Source organism: Anoxynatronum buryatiense, assembly GCF_900182905.1.
Taxonomy (GTDB): domain Bacteria; phylum Bacillota; class Clostridia; order Peptostreptococcales; family Tindalliaceae; genus Anoxynatronum; species Anoxynatronum buryatiense.
The window spans coordinates 127765-140871 of record NZ_FXUF01000011.1 but is presented as its reverse complement, the minus strand read 5'-3'; the positions used below and the strand labels follow the sequence as shown (position 1 = coordinate 140871).

Below are 13107 nucleotides of genomic sequence, written 5' to 3'. Positions count from 1 at the left end.
TACGGACGCGCATTGGATGAGCTGGTTGATTCAAGTAATCATGACCGCGGAGCAATGTTCAGTCAACCCTCAGCACAGCTAAAAGATGGCTGCGGCCCCGAAAGGCACGGGGCCTCTATGCGAGCCGGGCGCCTTGTAAAGGCAAAGCAAAGGACGCTTTGCCGGCACCCTCTCGCATTTGGCTGATCAAAGGCCTTTGTTTTTCAATAATCTTGTGTTTGAAAATGCCAAAGAGCAAGATCTTGAACGACTTAACCAAATACCGATTTTAGAAAAAAGTGCTTACCGTCATGGTGAAAAAACTGCTTACCGACTCCAGGCAAAAACTGCTTACCGGCCGTCGGAAAAAACTCCTTACTGCGTGACGAAAGAACTGCTTACCATAACTGTGAAAAAAGTGCTTGACATTCACACCTTTTCGCTGGGAGACAAGCTCCGCCAAGAAGCATTCCTTCGGGGTCCAGCTCAAAGGCTTCGGCAATGCGAGACGTTAAGTGAAATTTATTAACAAAGGAGTAGATTGAGCGATGATACAACAAACTTTAAAAGACTTTATAGATGAGAATATGGAGTTAACACTTCATGAATGTAGAGAATGCAATAACTTAATGGAACTGTGTTTTGACCCCTATACAATTTTATTAGAAGGAAAATACATTAATATTGACAGATTTCCTCAGATGAAGTGTGTGAAATGTGGGAGTAAACAATTAACGGAAAAATCAAAAAAAGTAATAGTTTATCTTCATGATGAATTAATGAAATCAAATAAAGACAGAGTATTTTCTAATCATAGGCATTTAGATAAAAGATATCCTTTTTGCACTCAATATGACTTCAAGTATGATTATGAAGATTATGAGAACATACCAGGATTAACTGCTCTTACAGGTGATGGATTCCTTACACCAGTTTTTTTTGATAAAAAAGCACTTATTTATTTCATGCATGATCCTGACTACGAACTAAATCTTTTTTCAGAGACATATGGGAATCTCACATATAAAGAGTCTTTTACAATATCGTTTGGCATTAATACTAATAATAGAGTAGTTATGTGGCTTGGTGATCTTGATAAATTAAATGAAGAGACTTTGTCATATTTGAAGATACATAACATTGATTCTGATCATAAGATAGTTGAGTCTGAATTCTATCTAGCACAATTATGTTGTATTTTTAGTGATCCGATTATTGAAAAACGACTAATCAACCTTAGAAACAAGTTCTATGATTTAATGAAACTAAAGTTTTCAATGGATTTAAATCATTTAGATGATGAAGTAATCGCTGTACTAGATGACATTAGAAAACCAATTACTTTCAATTCGATGGAAGTAAAGCCAGTTATCAGCGCGCTACATAAAATCCTAATTGAAGCCATTAGTATTGAGAGATTAAAGGAGTTTTATAAAAGCAATTGTACAACTCCTAATAAGAATTTCAATAATTGGGGAAGTGTTAAATTCATTGAGTTTATTTTACTTTTTATATCTCGAAAGGATAAGCTTGATGATGAGATGAAAGAAATGATATCGCCTTTATATATATTGAATGATCTGAGAATTTTATATTTTCATATATTATCAAATGAAAAACAAGAAAGAATAAAAGAAAACATTGTGAATAGTCTTGGTATAAATTCACTTGATGATACCGAGACATTGCATATTAATCTAGTTGATAAGCTTTATAGATTATATAGAACTTTAGTAGATGGCATACAAAAATTTGAGCAATAAACTTCACTTAACAACGTGTTTGCAAAATGGCAATTAGCGATAGAATTGCCACTTCGCAAACACGTGAACCGTTAGACGGCATAATGAACTATCTTAGAAACATGTAAAGAACAATGGAGGAGCAAAATGAAATACAAAAATGAAAAACAAATAATGAAAAAACTCGGTATTGAAAATTGGAGAAATTTAAGCAAGGACAAAGTGGTTAAATTTGCTGCCATGATGCCTGAAATGGACAAAGAAGTCATGTTCAAAGTCATCGAACAGTTTCCTGAATTCGCCAAATTTGCAAATGGTGCTTTGGAGCACTTCGAAGAATCCATAAAGAACTTGAGTGAATCCAATAGCAAAGATTTTTCGATCATTGTTGAAGGACTAAGGGAGACACAACAGATTCTTAAAGAAGAATTACAAAAACCTGAGATTGATTCATCGGAGAGGAAAAATTTAATTGATAACTTGATGAAAGTAGCGGAAATATTGAAAGAGCTTGATTCGAACAATAAACGGTTTTTAAAAGGCCTGAGTACCGATAGTTTGAAAAGCGTCAGTATAGTGGTTTTGGCAGCAGTAGTTGCAATCGGTGGGAAGGTATTGCTTAGTCAATTGACTGAAGAAGAGGGAGACAACATCATTTGATACTGATAGAGAAAATGAATGGTTGTTTTTGGGGTCTATTCATTACGCCGTCTAACAATGAGTCTTGCGCAAGGGTTATAATGAACCCATAGGGTGAGACACAGCACACAAGAAAATAAGTTATAATGAAACCATGAGAAAACGAACCCATTACACAGCCGAATTTAAAACAAAAGCCGTCCTTGAAATCCTCTCAGAGGAATTCACCGTGAACCAGATTGCAGAGAAGTACAGCGTCAGCCCGGTGGTACTGTCCCGATGGAAAAAAGAGTTTCTGGAACGAGCCCCGGAAGTGTTTAAGAAAGGACCTTCCGATGCCGAAAAGGAACTGGAATCCAAAGAGGAACATATTGCTGAACTGGAGCGCAAGATTGGCCAGTTGACCTATGAGGTTGACTGGATGAAAAAAAAATCTGCAGACATTCTCGGACCCGACTGGAAGAAAAAGTCGCGCTGAATTTAATAATGAACGCCTAACCCTGAGCCGCCAGGCAGAACTCCTTGGTGTGAATCGTAGCAGCCTGTACCGGGAACCACCCAAGGACCGGGAAGTGTCGGAAGAAACGCTAATCCTGATGAACCGGATCGATGAACTGCACACCGCCCATCCCACCTGGGGATACCGCACCCTAACCAAAATAATACGGCGGGATGACAACATCCAGGTAAACCGTAAAAGGATCCAACGACTCATGCGGATCATGGGAGTGTACACCATCTATCCCAAGCCCAATCTCAGCAAGCGCTACCACGCCCAGTACATCCGGCCATACCTTCTGAGAAACCTGCCTATCCAGCGGCCAGATCAGGTATGGGGGGTAGACATTACCTATATCCGAATGAAAAAGGGATTCATGTATCTATTCATCATCATCGACTGGTACAGCCGTAAAATCGTTGACTATGAACTCAGCAGCACCCTGGAAAAAAGCTTTGTCCTCACCTGTCTTGCCCGAGCCTTTAAGACCCGAACACCAGAAATTATCAACAGCGATCAAGGCAGCCACTTCACCAATGAGTCTTACATTCATCTACTTGAAACACACAACATTCGCATCTCCATGGATGGCAAAGGCCAGGCTCTGGACAACGTAAGAACCGAACGATTCTTTCGCACCTTAAAGTATGACCTGATCTACATCAACGAATTTGAATCACCCCGGCAGCTGCGAAAAGCCTTGACCGCCTACATCAACGAATACAACACCTATCGCCCCCATTCATCCATTGGCGACCTGTGTCCTGAAGTCCTCTACCACGGCCCACACCTTCACATTGCCTCATGACCAATTTAAGCCAAATGGGAGAGGACGCCGGCAAAGCGCAGTTGGCTTTGCCTTTACAAGGCGACCGGTTCCCATGGAGGCCCGATTGTTACCACACTGCATCCTAGCAGCCACTTAGTCCGCGGTCGAAGACACTCGATAGTATAAGGTCCTGCTTCGTGCCCTTAGAGGAGGTTTTAATCATTTGAAACCTATCTATCATTAGCTACCTTATCATCGTTTTTAAACCAAAATCAAGAAGGGAGATAAACTTAAAAATCTTGATTTTGTGTCTTGACTTTGGGGTGCATTATAGGTTTCGGGCATAGTTCGGGCCGGTTCGGGACGGTCGCCCGAAACCACACCCTCTCACTGGGGGGGCAAGCCCCGCTAACGGGTCGAGCCTCTCCTGTCCAGCTCGAAGGCGTCCTAAACACGGAAACGTTAGGTGACAGCTCGATCTAATCAGTAATTAATAAACTGTTTATTAGGAGGGAGTAAAATTACATGAAGAAAACAAGACGATCATGTGGACGAGACGATCATGTGGACGGAGGTGCTGTAACCTTTAACCTTGGTGCTGCAATCTTCAATCTGGGAGAATGACTTAAAGCTGGTGCAGGAAGCGGTGTGGGCGGGGCAATATGCTGATCACCAGTGATTGCATCGGAATAGGCTGACTCACTTTACAATTATTACCAAATGGACAACTGACTCCATCACTTGATTCCAATGAACGTCAGCCGCATAATCAAATTCTTGCTGATAGCGATGCCACAAGTCAATTATTCCAGGATCATCAGCAATTTCACTCACAATCAGCTCTGCATTGCGTAGCAATGGTAGTGAACCGCGTTAATTGCTGGTATATGTGAAAGGTTCTCTAAAAAAGCACTATAAAAGCACATCCAAGTATTGACGCACCATTTTTTCCACCGAGAACAGTTTTGCATAACGCATCAGCAATGGAATATTCTTATCCCTTAGATGAACATAGGTTTTCACTGCATCCTGCAAAGCTTGGATTTCGATGTTTCGCCTGCTGCGGAACAAATCGCAAATGGTTCGTTCGGCGTTGTAGGTTCGAACTGTGTGCCCCGAGGGCGAGATAGTTTCAATAATACCTTGGTCGAAGAGGGCTTCTTTCACTTTATAAACCTTGATGCCTTCTTTGGATAGTCTCGCTGAGTTGGTGCCAGTTCGCAAAGTAACAGAAAAGGGAGATGGTTCCCGATTTGCCAGGTTTAATAAATAGAGGGCTGTCTCATGGGAAAATACCGATTCCGGGTAGCGCACCTGGATCACGAACAAGTTATCTTCCCAGGCGTCTTGTGACATGTAAAGACCATGCGCGACACGCTCCAGACCGTTTTTACGCACAAAATCACCCAGAACTGTCCTTGAAATACCTGAAGAGACAGCATCTGAGGTTTTTAGGAATCCCTTGTTCTTCTTGAGCAAGTAACTAAGTTTTTCAACACTGGTCATAACATCACCTTGCTTTCACGCCCTAATTATAAATGATGTGGGCGCGAAAGCAAACAATGTAACAACAAAGCGCACTCAAAATGACCTGGGAACAATCGGGACGAAAGGTTCGCCGGGGACGAAGGCCCTGTAACCTCCGGAGGCCCTGAAACCTCTTGCTTGAACCTCTAACCGAAAATGATAATATTGAGGAGGCTCCTTATGTCGATACTTGATTCTTTGAAAGAAGCAATTACCCAGCGTCCGGTTCATTTGAAAAACCGCACTTCTATAAAGCTGACAGCGATGCAGAGCATCAGTTGAAGAAGCTGAAAGCTTTTTATGTGATTGCACCAGACCAAGTGAAAGCTGAAGTGGAGCATTATTCAGGATAGCGATGAATTTTAATAGTGCCAGTGGAAGGAGTGATACCGTGAGCCAACGCATCTTTCTTGGTAAATTCACAAAAAAGTTCGATGACCAAATCAGTGGTCGATACTATGCAGCGGGAGACCAGGGAAATCCCTGGTACGGCGAAGTTGAGTTGGGTGATCAAGTGTTCATTGCTTATGAAGGCAAAATCATCGCTTTGTGGAAAGCACGTGAGTATGCCAAAGTAAGGCGGGAGGGCAAGGAAATAGGGGCACTCCTTTTTGATGAGGTGAAAATCTTTGATGACGTGAGTGTCACCAACGAGTTTACCCGCTACAAGCACTTTATCCATGATTTAAATCTGGTTAACAAGATTACCAAGAGCGTCAAAAACCTTGGTTTTATTCCGATAAAAACCTCGGAAAATTGCCCGTTGCCGGAAGACATTGAGTTTAAGGACAACTTGGTGGATGTGTACATTGCATTGGAAGAAACTGATGCAGGGTTTAAGGCCGGCGACATCCGAGTGGTGATCAACAACCTGGATGAAATGAGAATCAATGGTGTTGAACGATTTGAAGATCGCGTTTTCCATACATACAATGAGTTTAACAATCTTTATCTTGAACGCAATAAAGTGGGTGAGCGGTATACCATTAAAGAGCTGAATCATTACGCCACTCAGGATAATGCTTCGCAGAAAAAGACCTTTTTAACAAATGTTATTGATGAATTGCGTGAGAAAGGTTTTTTTAGGGTGTCAAACCCCATTACCCTGTATGACAACTTGCTTGTGGGCAGACGGAGAAGCCCTGTGAAGACAGTGAATGAAAAATCGCCTGCAACAGGTAATGGCGATGCTGAAAACATGGTTGACGATGAAACGTATGGTCCTTTTGCCAGCTTATTGCAGTTTAACCCTAATCTGATCTTGTACGGACCTCCGGGAACAGGGAAAACTTATGCAACGGAGCAAATCATTGATGTTTTTGAAAGGCATTATTATAACGAAAACAGCGGCTATGGCGTTGCTGAAGCAGAAGGCCGGGTTAAAAACATTACCTTTCACCAGGCATACGCATACGAAGAATTTATTGAAGGCATTCGCCCGGTGTTGGAAGAGAATGAAGCTGGCGATAAAGTGGGCTACCGGGTTGAAAACGGACTGTTTAAAGAACACTGTATGAATGCCGAAAAAGAGTTAATCAAGCGAGAAAGCAATGTGGGGTATGTGGAAAAAATACGGGCTGGAAGCGCTGTGTGGAAAGTGTCCCTGGGTGACCGTAAAGACACCAGTGTCTACAATGAGTGCCTTCAAGACAATCATATTGCCATTGGATTTCTGCGGGGAGAAGACATAAGCGAATTTTCCGTGGAAGAAATCATGGAAAAACTGGGGGACAAGAGCGAATATGGGGGAAAACCAACCCAAAATGCCAACACAATCAACGCTTTCGTCAATGAAATGACAGTGGGCGATGTGGTGTTAGTCTATGACAGCCCTCAAACCATTCGTATGATGGGAGTTATCAAGTCAGATTACCAGTTCCAGGGGGACGGTCATTATCCTCATCGCCGGGAAGTGGACTGGTTCAAGGATTTGCAATATCCCATCAATATCCATCAATACAACGGCCATAAAAACCTGACCATGAAAACTGTCTATCAGTTGAACCGAATGGATGTTTCTGACATCATTGAAATGATCAGGGAGCAAAGCCCGGAGCAGCAAAGCATTGAAGATAAACGTTTTGTAAAGCCTTATTACATGGTGATTGATGAAATAAACAGAGGCAACATTGCCAAAATATTTGGTGAGCTGATCACTCTCATTGAGCAGGATAAACGAGGCAGCATGCGTTGTGTACTGCCTTACTCCCGAAAAGAATTCTCGGTACCCGGTAATTTGTACGTGATTGGCACCATGAACACGGCAGATCGCTCTCTGGCGACCATCGATACTGCATTACGTCGAAGGTTTACCTTTGTGGAGATAGAGCCTGACCCAAATGTGCTGAACAATGCAGGCCCATTGGTCAACGACACCATTGATTTGGCCAAGCTGATGGATGCACTGAACAAGCGAATCGAAGCCAACTACGACAGGGATCACCGCATTGGACACGCCTACTTTATGGGCATTGAAACACTCAACAGCCTGTACCAAACCTGGTATTACCGGATTTTGCCATTGTTAAGCGAGTATTTTTACAACGATGCCACCACACTGAAGACCATAGCAGGCAATGCTTTTTATGATGAAAATGGGAATGTGCGTCATCTGAGCCGTGGAAAAGGTGATAGCCCTTATTCTCCCTTCGAAGCTGCCCTTCGAAGTATCTATTTGGAGAAACCCAATGCGTAGTCACTTGGCAGAAGAAGATGTCATTAGAATCTTTGAAGACACGCCCCATCAACTTACCCTGAAGCCACAGCAAATAGAAGATTTGATTAAACTGGGGGAATGGTTGGGAGATAACATCGTAAATCTGCAGGCGAACGGGAAGCTAACCGTTAATCGCTTGGTGGGATTTGTTCAAATGCAGCATACCAGGTTGTTGATATACCCTAAAATATCCAGAAATGCAAAAGATGAAGCTGTCTACCAACGATCATTTGATGTACTGATGCGCTTGCTTTCGGTTTCCGGCTTTGGCGGCGTAAAAAAACTGCCAAACACCCAGTCCATGGGGAGAAGCCAGCACGACTTACTGGAATTATTCATCGGCATTTTCGTGGATGAACTGCTGGTTTGCCTAAAGCGGGACATGAACCGCGGATACCGGGTGGACGAAGAAAACCAGGCATTTATTAAAGGTAAAATCGACTTTTTCAACACCCTGAAGAAAAACAGCTTTCGGAAGCATTTGCACTGGGTTCGGTATGATCATTTCACTGAAAACATCCTGCTGAATTCCATTTTTAAAACCGTCATAAGTTTACTCATTAAGCGCACAAAGGTTGCAGAGCATCGAAAAAAACTACAACAGGCATTGTTATGGTTTGAAGATGTTGACATCATTTCCATAAACAGCGAGTTGTGGCAGCAGGTGACCTTTGACCGCCTTAACTCAAAGTATGAACCCGTGTTTAACATGGCGAAGTTGTTTTTTCATAACATGGGGCCCAACATCAACCAAGGCAAAGACACGGTGTTCAGTTTTTTGGTGCCGGTGAACGCCTTGTTTGAGTGCTATGTGACCAAATGGGTGAAAGACCAACTGAACCATGGTGAAACAATTAAGACCCAAGGGCCGGTGGACTACTTAGCAGTCATGGATGGAAAGCATAAAGTAATGTTGAAACCGGATGTTGCAGTGTTGAATGGGGATCAAGTAGTGCGAATCTATGATGCAAAGTACAAAGAGATCCAAATGGGATATGCTGACGAAAATTTTGATCAGCCCTCCATTAGCGGTGTCGGGGTATCACAATCAGATATTTACCAGATGCTGGCTTATGGAGTGCGTTATCGATGTGATGACATCACCCTGGTATACCCTAAATTCATGGACCAGGCAGAACCTGTAAACTATTGCTTTACCATTCAGAATGGAGAAGAGGGTATAAGGGTGAATGTACAGCAGGTTGATTTGGAGGAAGCGTTTTTTATCTGAAAAGAGATGAACGGAGGGATCTGATGGCAGAAAGCCCAGTAACTCGCGAAGGCATATAGGTATCAAATGATACCAAAAATATTGACCATGGACATAGGGAGTGATACACTATAGATGAAGCAGATGACAGAAATCAAAAGGACAGAATCAAAACTTGAAGTACAATCTTATGTGGAACTTTAACGATAGCCTATTTCCATATAAGAAGGGTGATAAAAATGAGAATAATTAATCAGGAAACAAAATTATGCCTCATCTGTATGGAAGTGCATGAAGTTCAAACAGTGATGCTGACTGATACGGCGGAATATAAGGGCGAAGAAGTAACCTTCAAAGCGACTTATGAGTATTGTGATCATGCAGATGAATACCTGGAATCTGAAGAGATGATTAAGGCAAACAGTCTGGCGATGAAAGATGCTTGCCGGGAAAAGGCTGGCCTTTTGACATCAGGTGAAATCATTAAAATCAGGGAAAAGTATGGGGTAAGCCAGAAGGATTTTTCCCAGATCCTGGACTGGGGCATGGCTACCATTACAAGATATGAAAATCATCAGGTGCAGGACCGTGCCCATGATGATGTACTCAGGAAAATCGACACAGATCCCAAATGGTTTCTCCAGATGCTGATGAGGTCCAGAGGCAGTATTTCTGATAAGGCCTATGCAAAATACTTTAAAATTGCCAGCGAACAATTCCGGAAGACGCACAATCAATATCTGATTGATTCAATTCAAGCTCTTTATGCAGGATACAATGATGACCAGATAACCGGTGGTACCCAGCTTAATCTGAACAAAGTGGTGGAAATGATCAACTATTATGCCGCTCAGGTAAACAGTCTTCACAAAGTAAAGTTGATGAAGATGCTATGGTATGGAGACAATGTGAGCTATAAGAGACGAGGAAAATCTATTACCGGGCTTGTTTACAGCGCATTGCCCATGGGTGCCGTACCTGTGGGGTATGAGCAGATTCTTGATTTGGACGGTGTTGTCTTTGAGAGGGTTGTTTACGGCCCTGAGCGCATGGGATATAAATTTTATCAAGCTGAAGGCTTTCGAATCAAGGAGCTCACTGAGGAGGAAATTGAAATTTTGGATGCAGTCATTTCTGAGTTAGGTCATCTGAATGCACAGGAGATTATCGACAAAATGCACGAAGAGGATGGGTTTAAATGCACTGAGAGAAACTGCATCATACCGTTCTTATATGCAGAAAAATTGTCCATCGATTAAAATTGTTTGCAACTCTCCAGTTTGGAGGTGACTCCCATCGACCTCTTCACCATCATCCCGGCCAATTTCTTCACACCCATCACCAGTAAACACAAGCAAATCTATGTGGATTGCCTGGAGCTCATTGATGATTCTTATAAATCGGAGCTCTCTTTTGGTGTGGACAAAGAGGTGATTGTGTCGAAGCTGGAGGACTATTTTGACCTATTGGGGTATCAGATAGTAGAGTAAATTTCAGATGACTAATACCTTGAAAAATGAACATCTTTTTTCCTATTATCCTTCGAAGAAATTGAAAAATTTTCGCCTCCGAGAACATATGGAGCGGAAGGTCTTATGAGTTGGCAGGAAAGGAGTACGCCATGGCCATTAACTACAAGAAGTGTCCGCGTTGTGGAAAGCGTGACAGCATACCCATCGTGTATGGTTATCCCACTGTGGAGTTGGCAGAAGAGGCAGAGAAGGGCAAAGTGGTTCTTGGGGGATGCTGCGTCATGGAAGATGATCCGGAATTCCATTGCCAGAACTGTAATTATCAATGGAACCGTTTAGAAGCTGAAGAGGCAGCCTATGGTGAAATCACAGGCTTTAAAGCCTCTGTGGGTGGATACTTCGACGGCTTCACCCAGGTGCACATTGATTTTGCCGCTCGGCAGATAATCCGGACACACTCATTGGATGATCCGGAAGCCGTTTTCAGCAAAAGGCTGGCGGTAAAGACGCTGAAAAACCTGCCGGGTCAGCTGAAGGATATGGATCTTTTAAACTGGAAAAGACGTTATGAAAACAGCCAAGTACTGGATGGTACCCAGTGGCAGGTGGAGATACAGCGCCAGGGGAGAATCTTGAGGAAGAGTGGTTCCAACGGTTTTCCTGATAAGTGGGATGATTTTTGCCGTCTGATTCAAAAAATTTCCGGTAGACCCTTTGCCTGATTGCACTATAAACAATATCTAACGAGATGGATGAATCAATGAATCAGAACTGCGAAAATCCAAAGGTTTGCTGGGGTGGGTTTGCTGGGGACGGAGGTGTTGCAACTTGGGTATTGTAACTTGCGGAGAGGAGTCCAGAATACTGGAAACGGAGGTGCTGCAACCTCGATGGCAATCACGTCGGAGGGCTTGCAACGAAGGAGGCGGATATGAAAAAATGTCGTACACTTCTCATTATCTCGTTAACCATGATCATGGTATTGATGACAGCCTGTACCAAGGAAACAGCTTATGAAGACATAACCTATGAACTGCTTACCTATGAAGAAGCACCAATATATCTTCAGGAACGCATCGATGCGATTCTCCTGAAGGTGGAAAATGGTGAAATGAGTGGGTCTATCATATTTCAAATGGAAGCAAGTGATGGGAAATTTGCCGTCATTGTGCCACCGAAAGACAGTGTGACGGAAGTGCAGTACGTAGGCGAAGATGAAACCATTGGGTGGGGAATGATGTTTCGTTACACACATCTACGTGAAGAAGACGGTGAGGCTGTAAGCCTGAGAGACAAGGTAACGGTGATCAAAATCAATCACTACCAAGGAGCTTTGCGAGGGGTTTTTGTGAGCTCATACGTCGTTCCAGGATAAACGAGGTTAAATCAGTGTATCAATGTAATAACAAACGGCGGTGAAATCGTGGAAACACCTGTGTCACTTGAATTGTTTTTCATATTGACCAAATGGGTGGGGTGATTGAACTGACGAAGGCAGAAATAATCAAAACAGTGCGGGATGCCCTTCAGAACAGTATTGATGAAAAGACGAAGGCCACAAGTCAGCATTACTTTAAGGAAAAGATCAATTATTACGGCGTGAAAGTGCCAACCGTCAACAGGATCAGTAAAGAGTCCTATCAACTGATGGCATCAAAAACGAAGCCGGAAATTTTTGACCTATGCGAAGAGTTGTGGAGCTCGGGTTATATCGAAGAATCTTTCATTGCATGCAACTGGTCGTACTACCTTCGTGAGCAATATGAACCCAGCGATTTCCAGGTGTTTGAAAGGTGGATCAATCAATACGTGAGCAATTGGGCTTCCTGTGATACATTATGCAATCACACGGTGGGAACGTTTATTGAAAGGTATCCTGAATACCTGGACAAATTGAAGGAGTTCGCAAAAGACAGCAACAGGTGGATGCGCAGGGCCGCTGCAGTGACATTGATCATCCCGGCAAGAAGAGGAAAATTTCTAAGTGACATTCTGGAGATCGCCGATATTCTTCTCATGGATCAGGACGACCTGGTGCGCAAGGGGTACGGATGGATGCTGAAGGCCGCCAGCGAAGCACATCAGCAGGAGATCTATGATTACGTCATGAAAAGGAAGACCGAGATGCCACGAACCTCACTGAGGTATGCCATTGAAAAAATGCCTAAAGAGTTGAAAGCCGCTGCGATGGAGAAATAATGAAAAAGCAGGCCAAGCCTGATTAACCACTTGCTTCCCAAACAAGTTCGGTACAAGTTCGGGAACGGAGGTAATGTAACCTCCATTCCATTGATATTTGGTAATGGCTAGTATATCAGAACTGGAAAAGACGAAGGAAACCACATTAAAATGATCCGCACTGCTTTCACCTACACCGGCACCAAAGAGTAAACGGATACTCTCAAAGACCATCAAGAGAAAATAAAATGTGGTACCCAATGAAACACCAATACCCGAAGGTATGATGGGGTCGAAGGTGCTGCAACCTTTAGTTTGCAACGGCGGTATGCTCGAGCATGCAGAATGTCAGATGAGATGGTGTGTCTCTTAAAGC

Annotated in this window: 11 protein-coding genes; 10 read left to right on the top strand and 1 reads right to left on the bottom strand. The window is 43.0% G+C overall.

Going from position 1 to position 13107, the window contains the following annotated elements; all coding sequences use genetic code 11:
• Positions 1-527 precede the first annotated feature (527 nt).
• The 3 genes from QOL74_RS13655 to QOL74_RS13645 all read left to right on the top strand — a co-directional run bounded on the left by QOL74_RS13655 (position 528) and on the right by QOL74_RS13645 (position 3667).
• Positions 528-1742, top strand: coding sequence for a hypothetical protein (locus QOL74_RS13655; RefSeq protein WP_283410049.1), 1215 nt, complete (start codon positions 528-530; stop codon positions 1740-1742).
• A 126-nt stretch (positions 1743-1868) separates the two neighbouring features.
• Entirely contained in the window at positions 1869-2381 is a 513-nt protein-coding gene (locus tag QOL74_RS13650) for a hypothetical protein (RefSeq protein ID WP_283410048.1), read from the top strand.
• A 133-nt stretch (positions 2382-2514) separates the two neighbouring features.
• A protein-coding gene (locus QOL74_RS13645; protein WP_283410047.1) for an IS3 family transposase occupies positions 2515-3667 on the top strand; the annotation gives its coding sequence in 2 pieces (ribosomal slippage) (positions 2515-2786 and positions 2785-3667; 1155 coding nt in all).
• Between the two features lie 873 nt (positions 3668-4540).
• Here QOL74_RS13645 and QOL74_RS13640 read toward each other — a convergent pair.
• Entirely contained in the window at positions 4541-5134 is a 594-nt protein-coding gene (locus QOL74_RS13640; protein ID WP_283410046.1) for a type IV toxin-antitoxin system AbiEi family antitoxin domain-containing protein, read from the bottom strand.
• Between the two features lie 412 nt (positions 5135-5546).
• On the opposite strand from QOL74_RS13640, the gene QOL74_RS13635 reads away from it, so the two are divergent.
• From QOL74_RS13635 to QOL74_RS13605, 7 genes are all read left to right on the top strand, one after another.
• Entirely contained in the window at positions 5547-7850 is a 2304-nt protein-coding gene (locus QOL74_RS13635) for an AAA family ATPase (protein WP_283410045.1), read from the top strand.
• Entirely contained in the window at positions 7843-9102 is a 1260-nt protein-coding gene (locus tag QOL74_RS13630) for an McrC family protein (protein WP_283410044.1), read from the top strand. The genes QOL74_RS13635 and QOL74_RS13630 overlap by 8 nt, the downstream gene beginning before the upstream one ends.
• Positions 9103-9320: 218 nt before the next feature.
• Positions 9321-10340 (top strand): type II TA system antitoxin MqsA family protein, encoded by a 1020-nt coding sequence (locus tag QOL74_RS13625; protein WP_283410043.1) that lies wholly within the window; start codon positions 9321-9323, stop codon positions 10338-10340.
• Between the two features lie 6 nt (positions 10341-10346).
• Complete coding sequence (locus tag QOL74_RS13620; RefSeq protein WP_283410042.1) at positions 10347-10571, top strand: hypothetical protein; 225 nt, start codon at positions 10347-10349, stop codon at positions 10569-10571.
• Between the two features lie 131 nt (positions 10572-10702).
• A complete protein-coding gene (locus tag QOL74_RS13615) occupies positions 10703-11275 on the top strand; it encodes a hypothetical protein (RefSeq protein WP_283410041.1) in 573 nt (190 codons plus the stop codon).
• A gap of 209 nt (positions 11276-11484) precedes the next feature.
• Positions 11485-11928, top strand: a complete 444-nt coding sequence (locus QOL74_RS13610; protein WP_283410040.1) for a hypothetical protein — start codon at positions 11485-11487, stop codon at positions 11926-11928.
• 101 nt (positions 11929-12029) lie between these two features.
• Positions 12030-12752 (top strand): DNA alkylation repair protein, encoded by a 723-nt coding sequence (locus QOL74_RS13605; protein WP_283410039.1) that lies wholly within the window; start codon positions 12030-12032, stop codon positions 12750-12752.
• Positions 12753-13107: the final 355 nt, after the last annotated feature.

Coding starts and splice junctions, on each gene's coding strand:
- QOL74_RS13655 (WP_283410049.1), top strand. CDS start 528: ATGATACAACAAACTTTAAAAGACTTTATAGATGAGAATATGGAGTTA.
- QOL74_RS13650 (WP_283410048.1), top strand. CDS start 1,869: ATGAAATACAAAAATGAAAAACAAATAATGAAAAAACTCGGTATTGAA.
- QOL74_RS13640 (WP_283410046.1), bottom strand. CDS start 5,134: ATGACCAGTGTTGAAAAACTTAGTTACTTGCTCAAGAAGAACAAGGGA.
- QOL74_RS13630 (WP_283410044.1), top strand. CDS start 7,843: ATGCGTAGTCACTTGGCAGAAGAAGATGTCATTAGAATCTTTGAAGAC.
- QOL74_RS13625 (WP_283410043.1), top strand. CDS start 9,321: ATGAGAATAATTAATCAGGAAACAAAATTATGCCTCATCTGTATGGAA.
- QOL74_RS13615 (WP_283410041.1), top strand. CDS start 10,703: ATGGCCATTAACTACAAGAAGTGTCCGCGTTGTGGAAAGCGTGACAGC.
- QOL74_RS13610 (WP_283410040.1), top strand. CDS start 11,485: ATGAAAAAATGTCGTACACTTCTCATTATCTCGTTAACCATGATCATG.